Here is a 22,010-nt window from a genome sequence, read left to right on the forward strand (position 1 = left end):
TGCCCAGGGCAGCGACGGCCAGCGCCGCGGTGGCGGCGAATTTCCTCATCAGCATTTGTAGAAACCTCATCGAAGAGCTCGGGGGGACACGACGAATCGAAATGGAGAACAGCTAACGAGCGGTGAACCCATCGTGTCCGTCCGTTCAAATTTTGTTCACCAAGACGATCGCGCGGTCTGCAAGGTAGTGGAAACGCGCTGCAAGCGAAAGGTTTTGACGCAGATATACGATCCGCCTGATCGTTACCCGGAGCAGTCCGTGTGAGGAAGGTCACACATGCCGCATGGAAAGTCGTCACGCTGGTCGCACGAATGTCGCGGCAGCACCGTGGAATTGCGACATTTGGACCGAGCGGCCGCCTTTCAATTACGTGCGTTTGTTTCAACCGGATGTCCGATTCCGCGCACAACGACCGCGCGGCTGGTGTAAAGAAGGCAACTTCCCGTACCCATCGCGAGCCTTCGCCCCGGCCGACGTAGTGTTTCCCTGTGCGACTGCTCGTAACCGGCGGCGCCGGGTTCATCGGCGCGAACTTCGTTCACCAGACCGTGACTGCGCGTCCCGGTGTGCAAGTCACCGTGCTGGACAAACTCACCTATGCGGGCAACCGCGCCTCACTCGACCCGGTCGCGGACCGAATCGAGTTCGTGCACGGCGACATCGCCGACACCGCGCTGGTGGATCGCCTGGTGGGCGGCGTCGACGCGGTGGTGCATTTCGCCGCCGAATCGCACAACGACAATTCGCTCGCCGACCCGTGGCCGTTTGTCCAGACCAATATCGTCGGCACCTATTCGCTGCTCCAGGCGGTGCGCCGCCATCAGGTGCGCTACCACCACATCTCCACCGACGAGGTGTACGGCGATCTGGAACTCGACGACCCCTCGGCATTCGGCGAGAACACCCCCTACAACCCGTCGAGTCCGTACTCGGCCAGCAAGGCCTCCAGCGACATGCTGGTCCGCGCCTGGGTGCGGTCGTTCGGGGTGCGGGCCACGATCTCCAACTGCTCCAACAACTATGGGCCCTACCAGCATGTGGAGAAGTTCATCCCGCGGCAGATCACCAATCTCATCGACGGTGTCCGCCCTCGCCTCTACGGCGCGGGTCACCAGGTGCGCGACTGGATCCACGTGGACGACCACAACAGCGCGGTCTGGGAAATCCTGGAGCGCGGGCGCATCGGCCAGACCTATCTGATCGGCGCGGACGGCGAACGCGACAACAAGTCCGTGGTGGAGCTGATCCTGGAGGCATTCGGCCGTGCCCCGGACGATTTCGATCACGTCACCGACCGTCCCGGCCACGATCTGCGCTACGCCATCGACGCCTCCCTGCTGCGCACCGAACTCGGCTGGGAGCCGCGGTACCACGATTTCCGCCAGGGCCTGGCGGCCACCATCGACTGGTACCGCGACAACGAATCCTGGTGGCGCCCACAGAAGGCCGCGACCGAATCCGCCTACGTCGCCGCGGGTGAAAAGGTCATCTAGCCGCTGAGAGGGACGGACTGGGCCCAGTCCTGCCGGTAGTCTGCCCAATCCTGTGGCCGCGAAATCCACGTAGAGCGCGACCCCGAATGTCCGGCGGTCGCGCGTGGAGCGGCCCAGCCCCAGGCGCACGCCACGCAGCGCGGCGGCGACGGTTTCGGCCGCGCCGTGATGGGCCGCGTTCTCGGCCCGGAAAGCGGGCAGTCCCATGAGCAGATCCGTGCCGGGCGGTGTGACCTGCAGGGCCAGACAGGTCTGCTGCGCGACATACCCGCCGTACAGTGCGCGGGTCGGCATGGCGGTGTCATAGGACATCACGGCGATTTGATCCACGCGCCGGGCCACCTCCGCGAAATAGGCTTGCGACCACCATTTCCCGTGATCGAACAAGGCCACGCCGAGCGAATGCAATCCGGGTAGCGGATCGATAACCGGAGCGGAGACCGACAGCAGTTCCGAATCGCCGTGACCCGGATCGCCCTCGCTGTGAACGTCGCGTCCGGGGCACTCCCGCCATGGTCGATCCGATCGCGCCGCAGCGCGTGCCGGGCCGAAGTGACGGCGCGGACCCGATCCAGGATGGTGACATAGCCGTTCGATCCCGAGCGCACCGGTTCGAAATCGAAGTGAATACCGTCGAATCCGAGATCGAGTACCTGCGACGATGTCGTGACGACATGCTCGCGAGTCCCCGGATCATCGGTATTCAGACCGTCGAATTCGGGAGTGAGCACATCTCCTAGCCACGCCTGTACGCGAATTCCGGGCAGTGTCCGATGCACGGCCCCGAGGAACCAGCGGGCCTGCGGATAGAGCCGGGGAGACAGCGTGCCGTCATTGTCGAGGGGCCCGGTGTGCACGTAGAGATCCTTGATTCCGGTCCCGGCCAGCAGAATTCCCAGCTGGGCGATATCGGCGTCGGATTTCCGGCCGTCGACCCAGGCGTGCCCCAGCCAGACGGCGTCGTGGCCGCGGGTGCGGGCATCGCCGCGCAGGGTGCCGGCGTCCTGCAGGCGCAGGAACACTGCGGCCGCCGCAACGGGAGTCAGCAGGATGGCGACAATGATCGGCAACACCACGGCAATTCGCCGCGCCCGTGACGATCGACGCCATCGGACTCCCCAGCGGGTCATCCCCAGACGATAGTCGAATACTTGATCACCGCGGCGATGAGCGCCACCGAGGTGGCCGCCACCACCGTGATCGCCACGCCGCGCACCGGGACCCGCCCCGCGGCGTCGGTGAGCCGCAGCGGCATCCAGCGCAACACCACCGCCAGGCCCAGCACCGCCAGTGGCACGAAGTAGCGGCCCTGCACTCCGTCGATGATGAAGTAACCGACCGGCGTGAAGGACATGTACAGCGTCACATAGATCATGGCCACGCTGGCCGCGATGGTCAGCAGCACCAGCCAGGTGCGCGTGCGGTCCGCGCCGCGCACCGGAAAGCGTTCGGCCGCACCGATGCTCATGGTGAAGGCCAGCAGGCTCGCCAGGATGGTGAGCGCGGGCACCTCGACGTAGGAGAAGCCGAGCTCGCCGAAGAACTGGGTGAACCAGTGCTGGTCGCGGCGGGCGATGCTGTCGCCGAATATCCGCAGGAAGTGCAACGGGTCGGTGAGGATGCCGTGCAGCTGGTCGCCCGGACGCACAGTGCCCCACTGCTTCTCGGGCCGCATCAGGCTCATGCCGTCACCGGTCGGGGCGGCGATCTTCATCCACACCGCGAACGAGATCGCGCCGACGCCCGCGGCCGCCCACGGCAGTACCCGCTGCCACACGGCGATCCGCTCGGTGCCGCCGAAGCCGAAGCGGCGCACCGGGATCAGCACGGTGAGCATGGCGATCAGGACGTAGGTCGGCTTGCACACCGGCAGCAGCACGGTGGTGGCCAGCGCGGCCACCGTCTCCGGCCGGGTCAGTCGCTCGCCGAGGAACAGGCCCTTCACCACCAGCGCCGACACCAGCAGGGCCAGCGCATTGGTGACGGTGTCCGCGGTGACGGTCCCGGCCTGGAACAGCGCGATGGGCAGCACCGCGACGGTGAAGGCCAGCCACTGCACCCGGTGCCCGCGCAGCACGCGCAGCGCGAAACCGACGATCACCAGGTAGGCGATCAGCCCGGCCCAGCGGGTGGCCAGCACCATGCCGCCGACACTGAGGTCGAAGGTCTCGGCGATGCGGATGCCCGCGGCGGGCGGCAGGTACGGAACGGGGGAGTAGGCCGCGGTATTGGTGAACCACACCTGCTTGGTCCGATCGGAGACCGCGGCCCCGCCCAGCTGGTCGTAGACGTGCGGATCCTCGACCATGGGCTCCGGCTCGTCCGGGTTGTCCTGATAGTCGTTGAAGGCGTAGCTCATCAGCGCGTCGATGCTGATCGGCACGTCGCCGCCCCACGCCGGCCCGCGATCGTCGTGGATCTTCTCGGGCAGGAAGCCGCCGTGCGCGACCTGGTAGGCCCGGCCGAACTGGGTGATCTCGTCGTGGCCCCAGAACGGGGGCGTCAGCACCGACCACACCGCACCGAAGATGCCGGCGATCAGCACGAAAACCACGGCGGCCGAACCGAACCGCCGCTCGATGCCGATCACCGCGCGCCGCAGCCCTGCCGTCCTCGGCGCGGGAGCGGCCGGGGCCGGTGCCGTGATGGTCGTGCTGTCGTTCACTTCGGTAGCCACGGTGTCCGATTCTGCTTTGCCGTCGGGATTCTGCCCGGCAAGCCGCATCGTCATCGCAGCGAACCGCCCGGCCGGGCATCGGGGCCGGTCTCGCCGACCGCCGAATAACGCAGGTACATCAGGCGGGCGGCCTCGTGCCGGGAGCGGCGGATGCCGTCCAGGATCAGGCCGGCGGTCCAGGACAGGCTGCCGAGCAGCAGCAGCGTGAAGCCCAGGAACAGCGTCGGGAACCGCGGGACCTGGTGAATCTGATAGAACTCGATCACGATCGGCGTGATGAGGATGACCGAGACGATCCAGGCCAGCGTGCCGAACAGGCCGTAGAAGGCGACCGGCCGCTCGTGCCGGGCCAGGCCGATGATCAGGCGCAGGATCTTGAAGCCGTCGCTGTAGGTGCGCAGCTTGGACTCGCTGCCCGCGGGCCGATCACGGAATCCGACCGGAACCGCCGTCTGCGGGACCCCCAGGTGCTGCGAGTGCACGGTCAGCTCGGTCTCGATCTCGAACTCCCGCGACACCGCCGGGAACGACTTCACGAATCGGCGCGAGAAGACCCGGTAGCCGCTGAGCATGTCCTCGACGTTCTCGCCGAAGACCTTGCCGACCACGCCATTGAGGATCTTGTTGCCGGTCTCGTGCCCGGCCCGGTACGCCGAGCCGGCCTCGACCTCGCGGCGCACGCCCAGCACGTGGTCGTACGGGCCCGCGAGCAGGGTGCGGATCATCTCGGGGGCTGCGGCGGCGTCGTAGGTGTCGTCGCCGTCGACCATCAAATACACATCGGCCTCGATGTCGGCGAAGGCCCGCCGCACCACATTGCCCTTGCCCTTGCGGTTCTCGGTCCGCACGATCGCCCCGGCCGCGCGCGCCTTGTCGGCGGTGGCGTCCGTGCTCAGGTTGTCGTAGACGTAGACGACTATGCCCGGGACGGCGGCCTTGAGGTCGGTGACGACCTTCGCGACGGCGGCCTCTTCGTTGTGGCACGGCACAATGGCGGCAATACGAAGCTCGGTGGAGTCCACCCGGTCAATCCTCTGATCGGAGGCGAATATGAACATCGGGGAGGGTACCCGACCTTCACAGGTATAGGGGCGCGGCGGGTTGCGGTACCGTCGGCCGGTGCCTGCGAACGAGTCCACGGCGGTGGATGAACCCACCCCGAATGCCTCTCTGACCGGCAAGGTCCGGGCCCTGCTGCAGCGGGGCGGGGCATTTCTGGTGGTCGGCGCGATCGGCTTCGTGGTCGATGCGGGCACCTACAACCTGCTGGTCTTCGTCGGCGGCGAGGGCCCGCTGTTCCATGCCCCGCTGGTCGCCAAGATCATCTCCATCGGGGTGGCCACGGTGGTCACCTATTTCGGCAACAAGTGGTGGACCTACTCCGACCACCGGGGCGATACCGGGGCGCGGCACATCCTCGTCTACGCGCTGCTGAATGTGTTGGCCATCGGCCTGCAGCTGGGGTGTCTCGGATTTTCACGCTACGTTCTCGGACTGGACAGTCCGTTGGCGGACAACGTTTCCGGGACACTCATCGGCCAGGCGGTGGCCATGGGCTTCCGATTCTGGGCCTACGGGAAATTCGTCTTCACCAGACCAGCTTTGGGAGCGAATAACGCTTGATCACCAGAAGGTTCGCGGCCCGGCTCGTTTCTGGACTGCGCTCCGCCTCCCCGCGCTTGGAGCGGGGGAGCGAAGCGGAGGAGGGAAGAATCGAGCTTGCGGGGCCGCGAACAGCCGGAGCGCAGCGGAGGCCAATAGGCACTGATATTCTCGCCCCGCCGAGCAAGACAATGACAGTGGCGGTGCGACCACGTCGGATGAGCCGGTGTCTCAAGTATTCAAAGGATGTCGAGGGATTCATGGATGCGTCGGCTGGGCAGGCCGTGACCGAAACCGAGGACCGGGAGAACGCTGAGGAAGCTCCCACCACCCTGCGCGCGGAACAGACCGCGCCGGAGCGGCTGGTGCTGGCCCGCGGCATCTTCTGCGGACCCGCGCCGAAGATCAGCGACGACCTGTACGCGGTGGCCAAGGGCAAGGTCACCCGCGATCGGCAGACGCTACGCCTGGAAAAGGGTGCGTCGGTCAACACCAACACCTACTTCGGGCGCTTCGCCGCCGCCTACTGGCAGCGCTGGACCAAGGTCACCGAGGTCGAGGTGGGCATGACCCTCGAGGCGACCGGCAAGGTACGGATCCGGCTGGCCGCCTCCGATATCGCCGGTCACCGCCGGGTGGTCGACACCGCGGTGGTCAGGGAGACCGGACGGGTGGTGCTGCGCGCACCGCTGGACATGTACATCGACGGCGGCGCGCTGTGGCTGGAGATCGAGGCCCTCGGCGGCGAGGCCGTGATCACCGATCTGGAGTGGACCGCGGCCGCGCCCGAGCAGGTGCGCCCGGTGGCCATCGCCATCTGCACCTTCAACCGCGCCCCGGACTGCGCCGCTACCGTTGCGGCCCTGGCCTCCGATCCCACGGTGCTGTCGCTCATCGACGCCGTCTACGTGGTCGACCAGGGCACCGACCTGGTGCAGGACCAGACGCTGTTCACCGAGACCCGGCCGAAGTTCGGCGACAAGCTGCGCTACATCCGGCAGCCGAATCTCGGTGGCGCGGGCGGCTTCACGCGCGGCCTCTACGAGGTGTCGGGCGCCAACGAACACGCCGACGTCATCCTCATGGACGACGACATCCTGTGCGAGCCGGAAACGGTGCTGCGGCTCAACGCCTTCGCCAACCTGACCGTGGAACCCACCCTGGTGGGCGCGCAGATGCTGTTCCTGTTCAACCCCGACTACCTGAATGTCGGTGCGGAGGAGACGAATCTGGGCAAGCTGCGCCACGGCCAGAAGGTGGCCAAGGCGCTGCGCAACACCAGCATGCTCAAGAAGCACCAGGAACGCCGCGTGGACGCCGGCTACCAGGCCTGGTGGACCTGCCTCATCCCGGCCGAGGTGGTCAAGAAGATCGGGCTACCGGTGCCGATCTTCTTCCAGTGGGACGACGTGGAATACGGCCTGCGCGCGCGGGAGAACGGTTTCGTCACCGTCACCCTGCCCAACGCCGCCGTGTGGCACGCCGACTTCTACTGGAAGGACTTCGACGACTGGGCGCGCTACTTCTCCTCGCGCAACTCGCTCATCGTCTCCTCGCTGCACCACGACCTGGACGCGAAATCCATTACCCGCCAGCTGCTCCGGGAGATCGGTGAGTACCTGGTCGGCATGCAGTACGGCCTGGCGCACACCACCCTGCAGGGTATCGAGGACTACCTGCGCGGTCCGGAGATCCTGCGCGACGGCGGTATCGAGGCGCTGGCCAAGGCCCGCGGCTCGCGCTCGGACTACCCGGAGACGGTCAAGTATCCGGCCGCCACCTCCCCGGTCCCGAACGCGCACCTGCACGTCCGCCGCGCCGGCGGCGAGCCGAGCCACCCGCTGCTGGTGCTCTACAAGCGCGCCCTCAGCCAGTGGACCGGCCGCGTCATCCCCGGCCCGGTCGCGGTCACCCGCGAGGACGCGCACTGGTGGCACGTCGGCCTGTTCAACCACGTGGTCGTCACCGACGCCTCCCAGTCCGGTGTCCGGGTCCGCGTGCGCGACAAGGAAACCGCCCGCCGCCTGCTGCTCCGCACCGTCCGCGTGCTCCGGCAGCTCCGCAAGGACCTCCCCGACCTGCAGCGCCGCTGGCGAGCCGCCATGCCGGAACTCACCAGCCGCGAGAACTGGGAACGTCTCTACGGAATCGACTAGCGGCCAGGATCTTCGCCTGACCATGGCCCGGGACCTGGTGTCCCGGGCCATGTTTCGTCTCAGCGGCGGCCGGGCTGCTCCGGACCGCCGCCCTCGGACGCCGTCCAGCCGATCACCACCCGATGCTGGACAAGCTGCCCCGCGAAGGCCGGATTCACCGGATCCACCAGCAGCGACACCACATCCACCGCCGCCGCCTCGGGCGGCTGCGCCTGCGACATATCGGTGAACCACGGCCGCGAGGCCTGGGTATCCACCAAACCCGGACAGGCCGCGCCGATGAAGACATCGCGCCCCGCCTCGCGGGCGAAGATCCGGACCGCGGCGACCTGGCCGATCTTGGACGGGTAGTTGACGGACTCCGGCCAGCCCGCCGTGCGGTCCTTGCCGTTCTCGACCAGCTCGGCGTACTCGAGCATGACCCGGTCGAGGTCCTCGAGGGTCATGACGTCGGTGTCGAACAGGTGGTGCAGGCTCGGATCCAGATAGCGCAGGCTACCGAAAGCGCTCGCCACGACCAGGAATCGGCCGCCGGGCCGCAGCAGTGGCCCGAACTCGCGGATCATGCGGGTGGCGCCGAGGTTGTTGGTGTTCACGAACTCGCGAATCGTCTCGGCGTCACTGCGTTCCGCGGTGCGCCGCGCCGCCGCGTTGGACACCACGACGTCGATTCCGTCGTGCCGTTCCCGGATCAGCCGGGCCGCGGCCGCCACACTGGCGTCATCGCCGACATCCAGCATCAGCGGCGCCGCACCGGGAATCCCCGCCGCCGCCTCAGCGACCCGCTCGGCGTTGCGTCCGGTGACATAGATGGTGGATCCGGCCTCGAGCCGCTCGGCCAGCAGGGCCGCGACGGCCCGTCCCAGCCCTTGGTTCGCACCTGTTACGAGGGCAATGCTCATGCGTCCGGTCAACCACGGACGACCGCACGTATTCCCTCGTGCGCCAGCCGGCCTCGGCTGAGCCCGCTCAGCCGAGGTAGCCGATCGAGGTCAGAGGAACAGGTCCGTGGTGAGCGGGCCGTCGCCGGGCACCACCCGGTACTTGTCGAGATCGGTGATGCCGTGTGCGGCAAGGACTTCGTCGTCGATGAAGAAGTTGCCGGTGGTGTCCTTGGCGGGCGAGGTGAGCACCAGGTAGGCGGCGTCGGCGTAGATGTCCGGCGTGCGGGAGGTGGCGACCATCTCCGCGCCGCCGAGCAGGTTCTGCACCGCCGCGGTGGCAATGGTGGTGCGCGGCCACAGCGAGTTCACGCCGATCCCGTACTTGCGCAGTTCCTCGCTCAAACCCAGTGTGGTGAGCGACATTCCGTACTTGGCGATGGTGTAGCCCAGCGCCATGCCCGCCCACTTCGGATCCAGGTTCAGCGGCGGCGACAGGGTGAGGATGTGCGGATTGCGACCGGCCTCGGCGGATTCCCGCAGCGCCGGGATGCTGAGCTTGGACAGCAGGAAACTGCCGCGGCAGTTGATGTCCTGCATGAGGTCGTACTTCTTCATCGGCAGGGACTCGGTGGGGGACAGATCGATGGCCGAGGCATTGTTCACCACCATGTCGATGCCGCCGAAGCGCTCGACGGTCTGCTGGACCGCGTCCGCCACCGCCTCGTCGTCGCGCACATCGCCGAGGTACTTCAGCACGGTGCCGCCCGCCTGCTCCAGCTCGGCCGCCGCGGTATGAATGGTGCCGGGCAATTTCGGATGCGGCGCATCGGTTTTCGCGATGATGGTGATGTTCGCGCCGTCGGCCGCCGCCCGCTTGGCGATCTCCAGCCCGATGCCGCGACTCCCGCCCGACATGATCATGGTCCGGCCCGCCAGCTGCTTCGATGCGTCGGTCATAGTCCGCTCCCGTCTGCTGTGTCGCCCCGGGTTCGATCATCCGCGTCTCGGAGGCCGAGTGGGGCGGAAATTCTCCCAACTCGAACAGTAGGTGAGAAATGAGCTATATGCAACAAGGTGCATATAGGTAGCGTTGGCACCACCTCCGCCGCGGTACCGGGCGCGACCTCGATCGGGGTGCGCGGGGCATGGGCCGCCGGCCCCCGCGTTCCTAGGCTCGAACCGGCCGGAGAACCCGGCCTGAACAGGAGGAATGTCTTCCATGAGCGCATTACGGCGGCCGCGCGGCCGAGTCGTGCTGGCCGGTTTGGGAGTGCTGGCGGTACTCGCGGCCCAGGCGTGCGGCACCCAATCCGGGAGCGGCGAGCCGGCCCGCAAGGAGCTGTACCGCACCGTCACGCAGGCCCTCGACACCGTGATCCGCAGCGGCTTCCCGGGCGCCCAGGTCGTCATCGACGGCCCCGACGGCCATCACGTCCTCACCGCGGGCGCCGGCGACCTGGGGACCGGCGCACCCATCCCCGACAATGCCCGGGTCCGGATCGGCAGCAATACCAAGACCTTCGTCGCCACCGTGGTGCTGCAACTGGCCGGCGAGGGCAAGGTCGAACTGGACGCTCCGATCGAGCGCTACCTGCCGGGCGTGGTGCGGGGCAATGGCAACGACGGCAACCGCGTCACGATCCGCCAGCTGCTGCGGCACACCAGCGGCCTGCCCGACTACCTGGCGGGCGGCCGACCCGAGCCGACCCCCGTGCCCGGGGCCCCGCAGCTGGCGGCCGACACCGAGGGAATCCGCTGGGGCCATTACGAACCCGCGGATCTGGTGCGCATCGCCATGTCCATGCCGCCGCGCTTCGAGCCCGGCGCGCGCTCGGTCTATACCAACACCAACTACATCGTGCTGGGCCTGCTGATCGAAAACGTCACCGGCCGCCCGGCGGCCGCCGAGATCGGCAGCCGCATCCTGGAACCGCTGGGTCTGCGCGACACCTACTTCCCGGACGCGCGGGAGACCGGCATCCGGGGCCCGCATTCGCGGGGGTATCAGGAAACCGACGGCAAGCGTATCGATTTCACCGATCTGGACCCGTCCTGGGCCGACACCGCGGGCGCGATGGTCGCCACCCCCGCCGACCTGAACCGATTCTTCACCGCCCTACTCGCCGGGAAACTACTGCCCGCCGCGCAATTGGACGAGATGAAACAGACCGTCCCCTGGGACCGTGGCGAACCCGGATCCGGCTACGGACTCGGCCTGATCCACCACCCGGTCTCCTGCGGCAAGCAGGTATGGGGTCACGGCGGCAGCATCCCCGGGTTCGAAACTCGCAACGGCGTGGCCTCCGACGGCACCGCGGTCGTGGTGACCGTCAATCAGCTCCCGGCCGATGAGGCCGCCACCGACGCGGTGTCGAAGGTGTTCGATGCCGCCCTCTGTTCACGATGAGGGGACTATTCGTGTCGTTTCGCAAATTGGCTTGGGCCCGAAGCATTCCGGTGGCGATCGCGGTCACCGGACTCGTCGGCGCGGTCGCCTTCACGACGACCGCCCGCACCGATCGCGCTACCGCGGCCGAGCGCTTGGACCGCTACAACCACCAGCAGCTCACCTGGAAGTCCTGCGATGCGCCGGGCCTGGACGACATGGGCGCGCAGTGTGCCGATGTCACCGTGCCGTTGAATTATGCCGAGCCGCAAGGCCGCACGATCACCGTCGCCATCTCGCGCATCCCCGCTACGGATCCGGCCCAGCGGCGCGGTGTCATTCTGTCCAACCCGGGCGGTCCCGGCGGTGCGGGCCTGGATTACTTCGTGGAGACGAGCAAGGCCCTGACCCCCGAGGTCCGCGCCCGCTACGACCTGATCGGGATGGACCCGCGCGGTGTCGGCCGCTCCTCGGCGGTGAACTGCCACTGGCCGCACGGTTTCGGCCTGCAGTTCGCCGGCGTCGATGCCAAGGGGTTCGCCGAATCCGTTGCCGACCAAGCCGATCTGGCGGCGCGCTGCGCCACGGTGGAAGGAGATCGCCTGCCGCACTTCACGACTCGCAATACGGCTCGGGACATGGACGTGATTCGTGCGGTGCTCGGCGAAACCAGGATCAGCTATCTGGGCACCTCCTACGGCACCTACCTGGGTGCTGTGTACATGCAGATGTTCCCGGACCGTTCCGACCGCGTGGTGCTCGACGGCAGCGTGGACCCGGACCGCTACGGCGCGGTCGGCATGATGCAGGACATGGGCTCACCCAACGAGGCCGCGCTCGACGCCTGGGCGGCCTGGACCGCCCAGCGCGACGACGAATACCACCTCGGCACCACCGGCGCGGCCGTTCGCGGTCTGGTCGAACGACTCATCGAACACGCCGCCGCCCAGCCGATCCGGATCGGCGACGACGACCTCGACGCGCATTCCTTGCCATTGGTGCTGTTTATCGCCTTCGATTCACCGCACGGCTACGGTCTTGCCGCGCAACAGATCCGAGAGCTGGCCGACGCCGCCGCCGGGAAACCGGTACGGCCCGACGAGGATCTGGCGGGCAAGCTGGCCATGATCCTGCGCGCGCAGCCACGCGACATTTCACCCCAGATGGCCATCCTCTGCGGAGATGTCGGCGCGCCCCGCGACCCCGACTGGTACTGGCGCAATATCGAAGCCTCCCGCGCCACCCAACCGGTCTTCGGCGCGATGGCGAACAACATCACGCCGTGCGCGTTCTGGGCCCCGCCCGCCGAATCCCCCACCGTGCTCGGCAATTCGGTGCCCAACCTGATCATCCAGGCCACCGGCGACACCCGCACCAACTACGGCGGTGCACTCGCCATGCACCGGGCGCTCACCGGCTCTCGCATGGTCACGCTGCAGGACGTCGCCATCCACTCGATCCTGGGCCGTTACCCGAATTCCTGCGTGTACGACGCCGTGAACACCTACCTGGCCGACGGCACCCTGCCCGCCGCCGACCTCACCTGTCACGACGAGTGATCATCCAGCGTTCAGATAGGTGAGCACGGCCAGCACCCGCCGGTGGCCCACCTCGTCGGCGAACAGCCCCAGCTTGGCGAAGATGCTCCGAATGTGCTTGAGCACAGCGCCTTCGGTGACCACGAGGCGCTCGGCAATGGTCGCATTGTCGAGCCCCTCGGCCATCAGTGCCAGCACCTCGCGCTCGCGCGGGGTCAGCGCGGCCAGGGGATCGTCGGTCTTGCGCCGCACCAGCAGCTGCGAGATCACCTCCGGATCCATGGCGGTCCCGCCCTCGACGACCCGCCGCAGCGAATCCAGGAACCGATCCACCTTCCCGACCCGCTCCTTGAGCAGGTATCCGATCCCGCCGGCCCCATCGCCGAGCAGTTCGGCGGCGTAGCTGTCCTCGACCCAGGCCGAGAGCACCAGCACCGGCAGGCCGGGGTGAATCTCGCGGGCGCGCACCGCGGCTCGCAATCCGTCATCGGTGAAGGTGGGCGGCAGCCGCACATCCACGACCACGGCATCGGGCCGATCGGCGGTCACCACCGCGAGAAAATCGTCCGCATTGTCGACCGCGGCGACCACCTCGATGCCCGCCGTCTGCAACAGCAGCGCCAGCCCTTCCCTCAGCAGGGCATCATCCTCGGCGATCACGACCCGCACGGCAGCTCCACTCGCACTACGGTAGGCCCACCCGCCGGACTGCTGAGCAGCATCCGCCCGTCCAGCGCCTCGGCCCGCCGCCGGATTCCGGCCAGCCCGCCGCCCTCGGTCTCCCGCGCCCCGCCGGCCCCGTCGTCCAGGACCTCGACGGTCAGCAGCCCGGCATCGCCTCCGAGGGAAACCCGAAGATGTTCGGCCCCCGAATGTTTGGTCGCGTTGGTGATCGTCTCGGAGATGACGAAATACGCGGCTGCCTCGACGGCCGCGGGCCACCGTGGTCCCGATCTGCTCGAATCCGCTACCTCGGCCGTGTCCCGGCGCAGCGCGACAGGGCCGCCGAGAGCGAGTTCGACGGGAATCGGGGAGCGCGCGGCCAGCGCCGAGATCGCGCTCGCCAGACCACGATCCGCGAGCACCGGCGGATACACGGTCCGCACCACGTCTCGGAGTTCGGCCAACGCGGCCTCCGCCGTGTCCTGCGCCTTACGCACCAGGTCCGACGATGCGGCCGGATCCCGTTCGCGCAGTTGGTCGGCCAGCCCGAGCTGCATGATGACCGCCGCGATCCGCGCCTGCGCGCCATCGTGCAGATCCCGTTCGATGCGCCGCAGTTCCGCCCCGTGCGCGTCGAGCGCGGCGGCCCGGGTGGCGGTCAACTCCGCCACCCGCACCGCGAGCTCGGTGCCCGGCGCCGGACCGAGCAGCGTCCGTGCCAGCAGCGCCTGCCAGCGGGCCACCGTGGGCAGCCGCAGCACCAGGGCCGCCAAGGGGATCGCGATGAGCGCGCTGAGCCCGGCCAGCGGCCAGGAATCGACCACGAAGCCGAAGCTGTCGACGGTGCCCGGCGGCACGATCTGCCAATACACCGGAATCGCCAGCTGATTCAGCACACCCAACGGCAGTCCGATCGAAAACAACGCCACCACCATGCCGGGCACCCCGTGCACGCACAGCCACGCGATATCCCGGCCGTTCGCCGGATCCCGGAAGGCGCCTGCCAGGCGTTGCCGCAGCCCGCCGGTCATCGGCCGATACGCCACCACGATCGGCGCGCCCAGCCACTTGCCCGCCCGCCGCCGTTCGAACTCGGTCAGCGGCCGGATCAGCCGCAGGTACTCGGGAATCGCCGGAATGCCCACCCCGCCGAGGCTGGTGACCGCCACCACGAACAAACCGACCGTGGCGACCGTGGCCGCCACGCCGGTAGCGCCGCCGACCAGCAAATAGCCGATGCTCCCCGGCAGTGCCCGCAGCCGACCCGCGACCCACCGCCGCACGGCCACCGGGCCGCGCTCCGGCATGGGGTCGGCACTCATGCCACCAACCTACTGATCCGGTCAGCGCTGCCTGCCGCCGCGCTCCTTGTACAGGCGGCGCTGGTCCTTGTTGATCTGCTTCCACACCTTCGCCCGCTCGGCGCGCATGCGCGCGTCGCTGCGGGCGGCCAGCCATTCGTTCTCGCGGCTCAGCTTGCGATAGCTGTCCAGGCGACGCCGGGGCAGCGCGCCGGATTCGATGGCCGCCAGCACCGCGCACCCCGGTTCGCTCGCGTGCGAGCAGTCGGTGAAACGGCATTGCCCGGACAGGGATTCGATATCGCTGAAGGTCCGTCCGAGCCCCTCGGCGGCGTCCCAGAGCCCGACCGACCGCAACCCCGGGGTATCGATGAGGGTGCCGCCGCCGGGCAGTGGCCGCAGTTCGCGGTGCACGGTGGTGTGGCGGCCGCGCTTGTCGCCCTCGCGAACCGCGTTGGTGGCGAAGACTTCCGCGCCGAGCAGCGCGTTGGCGAGGGTGGATTTGCCCGCGCCCGAGGGCCCGATCAATGCCACCGTGCCGGAGAGCAGCGAAGCCAGCACATCCATGCCGACACCAGCGGTGGCGCTGACCGCCACCACGGTGACGCCCGGCGCGGCGGCTCGGACGTGCTCGATCGGAATATCGTGCGCCAGATCGGCTTTGGTGAGCACCACGGTCGGCTGGGCGCCGGATTCCCAGGCCAGCGCGAGCAGCCGCTCGATGCGCCCGAGATCGACATCCCCGTCGCCGGCGGTGCACACCAGCACGGTGTCCACATTCGCGGCCAGCACCTGATCGGCCGATTTGGCGCGGGCATCGGGCTGCCCGGACACGGCGGCCCGGACGATGGCGGTGCGGCGCGGCAGCAGGGCGCGCACCGTGCGTGCGGCGTCGATGGCCACCCAGTCGCCGGTGCACAGCCCGCTGACCTCGGAATCCGAGCGGGGGAGCCGGGCCCGCACCACGGCGGCCGTCAGGCGGCTCTGGTAGTCGGCGGTGGGAAGGGGTGCGGCGATATCGCATTCACTGCGATCCATACAGATCACGCGGGCCGGAATCAGATCATCACCCAGCAGCGGCCGGTAGTCGGCGGCGAGGGCGGCGTTCCAGCCGTAGGGAACGAGCAGGTCGAGATCGACCGAAGCCATGTGTGGAGTCCTTTGACGGGCCGAGCCCGAATCACGGACTCAGCGAGAGGAATTCGAGGTGGATGCGCGCGGGGCGAACACTCGCCCGGGCACGGCAATCCGCACTGCCGTCGTCACGTAACTCCACCTCCCATCTCTCCTCATGCCGTCACCGTGGTGACCGCGCCGAACAAGAACGGGGACAACCTTGTCAGGCTGTCCCCGTCGGCGCAACGTATTTTCCGGTCAGGATTTCGGCTTGTCGAACTGCTCGCGGCGGCCCATCCGCTGCAGGCGCAGCCACTCCATCAGCCCGGCCGGATCCTTCTGCTGGACCAGGAAGAACCATCCGAATCGGGCGACCTCCTGCGGCAACAGTTTTCGCATGCCCGGCTGCGCCATGAGGTAGCCGCGGTTGCGGTAGGTGAAGTGCCGCTTGATCGGGTCGTCCGGGTACTGGGTGTGCATGCGCCCGCCCAGGATCGGCTTGAACTCGGCCGACCCGTTCGGGTGCAGGTACGCGGTCTGCAGGCAGGTGCCGAACGGCAGCCCCGAGCGCACCAGCCGCCGGTGCACCTCCACCTCGTCGCCGCGCACGAACAGCCGCAGATCCGGTACGCCGATCTTGTCCACGGCCTCGGCCGAGATCAGCGCCCCGTTGAACAGCGAGGCGATCCCGGGCAGGAAGTCCTCGTCACCCAGCTCCGACCGCAGCCGCCGCCACACCACGCCCCGGCGCAGCGGGAAGGCCAGCCGATCCGGGTCGTCGATATCGGCCACCACCGGCGACACCTCGACCAGCTCGTGCCGCTTGGCGCAATCGAACAGCTTGGCGAGCACGTCCGGTCCCTCGGGGCGGCCGTCGTCATCGGCCAGCCACACCCAGTCCGCGCCCATGGTCAGCGCGTGCAGCATGCCGAGCGCGAACCCGCCCGCGCCGCCCAGATTGTGCTCCGAACCGACGTAGGTGGTTTCCATGGGCTGCTGCTCGACCAGCTCGCCGACCTCGGCCTCATTGCCGTTGTCCACCACGATCAGGTGGTCGATCTGCCGGGTCTGGCTGCCCAGCACCTTCAGCGACTCGGCCAGCTGCTCCCGGCGTTTATGGGTGACCACGATGGCGACGATGCGCGCATCGTCGCCGTACACGGGGGCGGGCTGTTCACTCATGCGGGATTCCGTTCCGGTTCACGTTCACGTTCCAGATCCCGCAGCACCTGCGCCACGTGATCACCCGCCTCCGGGCCCTCGTAGGCGCGTACGACATCCTCGATGCCGCCCTGCATGCGAATCTGTCCGTGATCGATCCACATCGCGGAATCGCACAGCTGGGCCAGGAATTCATTGGAGTGGCTGGCGAAGACGAGAATGCCCGAGCGCGAGACCAATTCCTGCAGCCGGATGCGCGCCTTCTTCATGAACTCCGCGTCGACCGCGCCGATGCCCTCGTCGAGCAGCAGGATCTCCGGATCGATGGAGGTGACCACGCCCATGGCCAGGCGCACGCGCATACCCGTCGAGTAGGTGCGCAGCGGCATCGCCAGATAGTCACCCAATTCGGTGAACTCGGCGATCTCGTCGATCTTGGCGAGCATCTGCTTGCGGGTCTGCCCGAGGAACAGGCCGCGAATGACGATGTTGTCGTAGCCGGAGATCTCCGGGTCCATGCCCACGCCGAGATCGAAGACCGGAGCCACCCGCCCGCGGATGCGCGCGCTGCCGCGGGTCGGTTCGTAGATGCCCGAAAGCAGCCGCAGCAGGGTGGATTTGCCCGCGCCATTGTGGCCGACCAGGCCTACGCGATCGCCTTCCTTCAGCGACAGCGTGATATCCCGCAGCGCCTCGACGACCACCACATCGGATTGATTGCGCCCGATGGCGCCGCCGGCCGAACCGAGCACCGCCTTCTTCAGCGATCGGGATTTGGCGTCGAAGATCGGGAATTCCACCCACGCGTTCTGGGTCTCGATACTCACATGGTCGGTCATTGAGCCTTCACACCCAGTAGGGGACTCGGGAACGGAACTTCTTCATAGCCAGTATCGCGACTATCCAGCCGACGATGGTGATCGACAGCACCACCACCCAGCTGCGCAGGTGGATCGGGTCGCCCAGCAGGGGCGCGCGCACGATCTCCAGATAGTGGAAGGTGGGGACGAGCTCGGCCAGCTTGGCGCGATCGCTCGCGGCGCCGGACAGCGCCGAGGTCTTCCACATAACCGGGGTGAGGACGAACAACATGAGCGTGGTGCTGCCCAGGATCGGCGCCAGATCGCGGTAGCGGGTGCTGAAGATGCCGAACACGATCGTCACCCAGATGGCATTGAGGAACAGCAGCAGCAGACCCGGAATCGCGAGCAGGGCCGACCAGTGCAGGTGCCGCCAGATGCTGAAGGCGGCCACCATCACCACGTAGATGATCAGGTTGTGGGCGAAGAACAGGAACTGCCGCCACACCAGGCGGTACACGTGCACGCTCAGTGCCGACGGCAGCTGTTTGATCAGGCCCTCATTGGCGATGAAGACATCCGAGCCCTCGAGAATGCTGGCATTGATCACATTCCAGACGATCAAGCCGACGGTCACATAGGGCAGATAGGAACTCAGCGACTGCCCGAAGAGGGTGGCGTAGAGGACACCCATCGCGGCCGCCTGCAAACCGGTGGCGATGGTGATCCAGAACGGACCCAGCACCGAGCGCCGGTACCGCTGCTTGATGTCCTGCCAGCCCAGCGCCAGCCACAGTTCACGCTGGGAGAATCCGTCGCGGAAATCCTTGAATGCGCGACCGAAGGACTGGGAGTCCGACACGAGCGGCACCGGTTCGTGGTCCGGGCGCACGTCGGTCATCGCCGAGTCGGGGGGAGCAGCAGCAGGCACAGCACCCGACCTTATCTAATTGCCATGGCATTGCGCGCGGAACCTGCCGCCGACGCGGACATCTCGGCGGCAGGGGTGCCCACGGCCACGCCGTCAGAGGTACTGACCGCCGCCCGGATGCTGCTGCCCGCGGGCGTCGCCGTGGCTCATGCCCGGGGGCAGCGCCTGGCGCATCTGCTCGAGCTGGGCGCGCGCGGCCATCTGCTGAGCGAACAGCGCGGTCTGGATGCCGTGGAACAGGCCCTCCAGCCAGCCCACCAGCTGGGCCTGGGCAATGCGCAGTTCCGCGTCGGAGGGGACGGTGTCGTCGGTGAAGGGCAGCGCCAGCCGCTCCAGCTCCTCGCGGAGTTCGGGGGCCAGGCCGGTTTCCAGCTCGCGGATGGAGGTGCGGTGGATCTCGCGCAGCCGGGTGCGGGAGGCGTCGTCCAGCGGTGCGTGCCGGACCTCCTCGAGCAGCTGCTTGATCATGGTGCCGATGCGCATGACCTTCGCGGGCTGCTCCACCATGTCGGCGAGCGACTCCTCTTTGGAGTGCCCGTCGCCCGACTCGCCCGAAAGATCCTCACCGACAACCTGTCCGGTGATCTCCACCGGGTCCCCGCCGATCTGCGCCGCCGCCGGGATGAACAGCGGCTTTCCCTCGGGCCCGATCACGACGATGGATTCCGGGACCCCATCCGATTGCGTCATGCCCCCATCCTGCCCAATGCGAACCGAACCTGCCCAGTGCCACCCCAAGTTCGTAACACGCCGAAGATGCGACACGAAGGGACAAGTCGAGACCTCCGGGCCGCGAACCCGCCCCGGAGCGAAGCGGAGGAGCAAATCGAACACAGTCCCGTCCAGTTTGTACGGTAGGCGCTGGTCGTCCTGGTCCTCGTAGGTTGCTTCCCTCCCTACCGTTACCCTGTTGTGCCCTCTCCCTTTAGAGTGGCCACCATGACTTACGACGTCGCAAGGGTGCGGGGCCTCATACCGTCCCTGGGCGACGGCTGGATCCACCTCGACCCGCAAGCGGGCATGCTGGTCCCGGATTCGGTATCCCGGGCCGTCTCAACAGGTTTCCGGACCTCCGCCTTCTCGCACAGCAATCGGCACGGCGCCGCCAAGCGCAGCGCAGCGATCCTGGAGGCCGCGCGCGAGGCCGTCGCCGATCTCGTCGGCGGCGATCCGGCGGGCGTGGTGCTCGGACCCGATCGCGCGGTGCTGCTGGCCTGGCTGGCCGAGTCGCTGAGCTCCCGGCTGGGTCTGGGCACCGGGATCGTGCTGTCGCGTCTGGATGACGAGGCGAATGTGGCGCCGTGGCTGCGGATAGCGAATCGCTATGGCGCGCACGTGCGCTGGGCGGAAGTGGAGATCGAGACCTGCGAGATGCCGGCCTGGCAGTTCGAGGAGCTCATCGGCCCCACCGCCCGGCTGGTGGCGCTGACTGCCGCCTCCCCCATCGTCGGCTCCGCGCCCGCGGTGCGGGTGGCCGCGGACCGCGTGCACGAGGTCGGCGGGCTGCTGGTCGCCGACTGCTTCGGCGCCGCGCCCTACGCGCTCCTCGACATCGACGAACTCAATGCCGATGTGATCGCGCTGAGCGCGCCCGCCTGGGGCGGTCCGCAGATCGGCGCGCTGGTCTTCCGCGATCCGGCGTTCCTGGACCGCATCCCGTCCATGTCGCTGAACCCCTACGCCAAGGGCGCGGAACGGCTCGAGGTGGGCGGCCACCAGTACGCCCTGCTGGCCGGCCTCACCACCTCCATCGACTACCTGGCCTCGCTCGACGAGCACGCCGAGGGCACCCGGCGCCAGCGTCTGGAAATGTCGATCACGTCCCTGCAGGACTATCACGACCATCTCTTCGAGCACCTGATGTCCGTGCTCGACACCATCCCCAACCTGACCGTCATCGGCCGGGCCTCCACCCGCATCCCGACGGTGAGCTTCACCATCTCGGGCACGCAGGCGGAGAAGGTCTCGGCCAAGCTGGCCGACGCCCGCATCGGCACCCTGAGCGGCTCCCACGGCGGCAGCCGCCTGCTCGACGCACTGGGCGTCAATGACGAAGGCGGCGCCGTGACCATCGGACTCGCGCCCTACACAACGAAATTCGAGATCGACCAGCTGGGCCGCGCGCTGGCGGCGCTGGACACCTAGAGCTCGCGAATCTGCAGGATCACCTTGCCGACCGTCTCGGCGGAGTCCAGCAGGCGGTGGGCCTGGGCGGCGTCGGTGGCCGGCACCTCCGCCGACACCACCGGCACGACGGTCCCGTCGGAGATGAGCGGCCACAGGTGGCGGCGCAGCTCGGTGATGATCTCGGACTTCGATCCGCGCCCGGTCTCGGGGCGCCGCCGCAGATTGGTGGCGTGAATCGATCCCCGCTTGCCCAGCAGCGTGCCCAGATTCAATTCCGCGGTGACCCCGCCCTGCATGCCGATCACCACCAGGTGCCCGTCCTCGGCGAGCGCCTGGACATTCCGCTCCAGATACGCCGCGCCCATATTGTCGAGAATGATGTCCGCGCCCGGATATTCGCTGTGCAGTGTGGTCACGAAATCGTGCTCGCGGTAATTGATCAGCAGCGTCGCGCCCAATTCCGCGCACCGGTCCAGCTTGTACTGCGAACCCGCCGTGACCGCGACCCGCGCGCCCAGCGCCCGCGCCACCTGGATGGCGTGGGTGCCGATTCCGCTGCCGCCCCCGTGAATCAGCAGCAACTGCCCGCTGTGCAGGCCCGCTGTCATCACCAGGTTGGACCACACCGTGGCCGCCACCTCCGGCAGCGCCGCCGCCGCGGCCACATCCAGCCCCTCCGGCACGGGCAGCAGCTGGGTCGCGGGCGCCACCACCCGCTCGGCGTAGCCGCCGCCGGACAGCAGCGCGCACACCGGATCGCCGGCCCGCCAATCCCGCACGCCCGGACCGACTTCCGCGACCATCCCGGACACTTCGAGGCCCAGAATCTCGCTGGCTCCCGGCGGCGGCGGATAGAAACCCTGCCGCTGCAGCAGGTCGGCGCGATTCACCCCCGCGGCCACCACATCGATCGCAACCTCGCCCGGTCCGGGCGCGGGCAGGTCGTCCACCTGCGCCCATTTCATCACCTCGGGCCCACCGAAACCGTCGAGCGTCACCGCATACATGAAAACGAGCGTACGGCCGGAGCTCACCGATTACTGTCAGGCCGTCCTCGGCGTGGGCCCAGCATCTTCTCAGCATCGGCCGTCACCGTGGAGTGGAGGGATTCGAAAGGAGATTCCATGATCACCACCCTGGCCGTCCTCGGCGGCATGGTCATCCTGGCGGCTAT

Annotated in this window: 19 protein-coding genes; 6 read left to right on the plus strand and 13 right to left on the minus strand. The window is 68.1% G+C overall.

The window, feature by feature from the left end; all coding sequences use genetic code 11:
• Positions 1-489 precede the first annotated feature (489 nt).
• Entirely contained in the window at positions 490-1,494 is a 1,005-nt protein-coding gene (rfbB, locus tag AB0L60_RS38725) for a dTDP-glucose 4,6-dehydratase (protein WP_364624801.1), read from the plus strand.
• Between the two features lie 311 nt (positions 1,495-1,805).
• On the opposite strand, the gene AB0L60_RS38730 is transcribed toward rfbB, so the two are convergent.
• From AB0L60_RS38730 to AB0L60_RS38740, 3 genes are read right to left on the minus strand one after another with little or no spacing between them, the layout of a single operon-like run.
• Positions 1,806-2,624 (minus strand): hypothetical protein, encoded by an 819-nt coding sequence (locus tag AB0L60_RS38730; RefSeq protein ID WP_364624803.1) that lies wholly within the window; start codon positions 2,622-2,624, stop codon positions 1,806-1,808.
• Entirely contained in the window at positions 2,621-4,171 is a 1,551-nt protein-coding gene (locus AB0L60_RS38735; RefSeq protein ID WP_364624805.1) for a DUF2142 domain-containing protein, read from the minus strand. The genes AB0L60_RS38730 and AB0L60_RS38735 overlap by 4 nt, the downstream gene beginning before the upstream one ends.
• A gap of 50 nt (positions 4,172-4,221) precedes the next feature.
• A complete protein-coding gene (locus AB0L60_RS38740; protein WP_364624807.1) occupies positions 4,222-5,193 on the minus strand; it encodes a glycosyltransferase in 972 nt (323 codons plus the stop codon).
• Between the two features lie 97 nt (positions 5,194-5,290).
• Here AB0L60_RS38740 and AB0L60_RS38745 point away from each other — a divergent pair, with 97 nt between their 5' ends.
• Positions 5,291-5,794: a GtrA family protein gene (locus AB0L60_RS38745; RefSeq protein ID WP_364624809.1), complete on the plus strand. Its 504-nt coding sequence runs from the start codon at positions 5,291-5,293 to the stop codon at positions 5,792-5,794.
• A 239-nt stretch (positions 5,795-6,033) separates the two neighbouring features.
• The gene (locus tag AB0L60_RS38750) at positions 6,034-7,929 is read left to right on the plus strand and encodes a glycosyltransferase (protein ID WP_364624811.1); all 1,896 of its coding nucleotides are present in this window, start codon (positions 6,034-6,036) and stop codon (positions 7,927-7,929) included.
• 59 nt (positions 7,930-7,988) lie between these two features.
• Here AB0L60_RS38750 and AB0L60_RS38755 read toward each other — a convergent pair whose 3' ends face one another.
• Together AB0L60_RS38755 and AB0L60_RS38760 are read right to left on the minus strand one after the other, a co-directional pair.
• Positions 7,989-8,831, minus strand: a complete 843-nt coding sequence (locus tag AB0L60_RS38755) for an SDR family NAD(P)-dependent oxidoreductase (RefSeq protein WP_364624813.1) — start codon at positions 8,829-8,831, stop codon at positions 7,989-7,991.
• Between the two features lie 90 nt (positions 8,832-8,921).
• Positions 8,922-9,770: an NAD(P)-dependent oxidoreductase gene (locus AB0L60_RS38760; protein ID WP_364624815.1), complete on the minus strand. Its 849-nt coding sequence runs from the start codon at positions 9,768-9,770 to the stop codon at positions 8,922-8,924.
• Positions 9,771-10,032: 262 nt separating this feature from the next.
• On the opposite strand from AB0L60_RS38760, the gene AB0L60_RS38765 reads away from it, so the two are divergent.
• A complete protein-coding gene (locus AB0L60_RS38765) occupies positions 10,033-11,220 on the plus strand; it encodes a serine hydrolase domain-containing protein (RefSeq protein ID WP_364624817.1) in 1,188 nt (395 codons plus the stop codon).
• An 11-nt stretch (positions 11,221-11,231) separates the two neighbouring features.
• Positions 11,232-12,758 (plus strand): alpha/beta hydrolase, encoded by a 1,527-nt coding sequence (locus tag AB0L60_RS38770; RefSeq protein ID WP_364624819.1) that lies wholly within the window; start codon positions 11,232-11,234, stop codon positions 12,756-12,758.
• Here the strand turns inward: AB0L60_RS38770 and AB0L60_RS38775 are convergent, their stop codons facing one another.
• The 7 genes from AB0L60_RS38775 to AB0L60_RS38805 all read right to left on the minus strand — a co-directional run bounded on the left by AB0L60_RS38775 (position 12,759) and on the right by AB0L60_RS38805 (position 19,399).
• Positions 12,759-13,406 carry a response regulator transcription factor gene (locus AB0L60_RS38775; RefSeq protein WP_364624821.1) on the minus strand — a complete coding sequence of 216 codons (648 nt, stop codon included), beginning with the start codon at positions 13,404-13,406 and terminating at the stop codon, positions 12,759-12,761.
• The gene (locus AB0L60_RS38780; RefSeq protein ID WP_364624823.1) at positions 13,394-14,722 is read right to left on the minus strand and encodes a sensor domain-containing protein; all 1,329 of its coding nucleotides are present in this window, start codon (positions 14,720-14,722) and stop codon (positions 13,394-13,396) included. The genes AB0L60_RS38775 and AB0L60_RS38780 overlap by 13 nt, the downstream gene beginning before the upstream one ends.
• Positions 14,723-14,743: 21 nt before the next feature.
• Positions 14,744-15,850 carry a ribosome small subunit-dependent GTPase A gene (gene rsgA / locus AB0L60_RS38785; protein ID WP_364624825.1) on the minus strand — a complete coding sequence of 369 codons (1,107 nt, stop codon included), beginning with the start codon at positions 15,848-15,850 and terminating at the stop codon, positions 14,744-14,746.
• A gap of 225 nt (positions 15,851-16,075) precedes the next feature.
• Entirely contained in the window at positions 16,076-16,999 is a 924-nt protein-coding gene (locus AB0L60_RS38790) for a glycosyltransferase family 2 protein (protein WP_364624827.1), read from the minus strand.
• Positions 16,996-17,817: an ABC transporter ATP-binding protein gene (locus AB0L60_RS38795; RefSeq protein WP_364624829.1), complete on the minus strand. Its 822-nt coding sequence runs from the start codon at positions 17,815-17,817 to the stop codon at positions 16,996-16,998. Before AB0L60_RS38795 ends, AB0L60_RS38790 begins: the two co-directional genes overlap by 4 nt.
• A 7-nt stretch (positions 17,818-17,824) precedes the next feature.
• The gene (locus AB0L60_RS38800) at positions 17,825-18,679 is read right to left on the minus strand and encodes an ABC transporter permease (protein ID WP_354838645.1); all 855 of its coding nucleotides are present in this window, start codon (positions 18,677-18,679) and stop codon (positions 17,825-17,827) included.
• 123 nt (positions 18,680-18,802) lie between these two features.
• Positions 18,803-19,399, minus strand: a complete 597-nt coding sequence (locus AB0L60_RS38805; protein ID WP_364624832.1) for a bacterial proteasome activator family protein — start codon at positions 19,397-19,399, stop codon at positions 18,803-18,805.
• A gap of 249 nt (positions 19,400-19,648) precedes the next feature.
• On the opposite strand from AB0L60_RS38805, the gene AB0L60_RS38810 reads away from it, so the two are divergent.
• Positions 19,649-20,854, plus strand: coding sequence for a cysteine desulfurase-like protein (locus AB0L60_RS38810; RefSeq protein ID WP_364624834.1), 1,206 nt, complete (start codon positions 19,649-19,651; stop codon positions 20,852-20,854).
• On the opposite strand, the gene AB0L60_RS38815 is transcribed toward AB0L60_RS38810, so the two are convergent.
• A complete protein-coding gene (locus AB0L60_RS38815; RefSeq protein WP_364624836.1) occupies positions 20,851-21,843 on the minus strand; it encodes an NAD(P)H-quinone oxidoreductase in 993 nt (330 codons plus the stop codon). The genes AB0L60_RS38810 and AB0L60_RS38815 overlap by 4 nt on opposite strands.
• Between the last annotated feature and the right edge of the window lie 167 nt (positions 21,844-22,010).

The organism is Nocardia sp. NPDC051981 (genome assembly GCF_040680715.1).
Lineage (GTDB): Bacteria > Actinomycetota > Actinomycetes > Mycobacteriales > Mycobacteriaceae > Nocardia.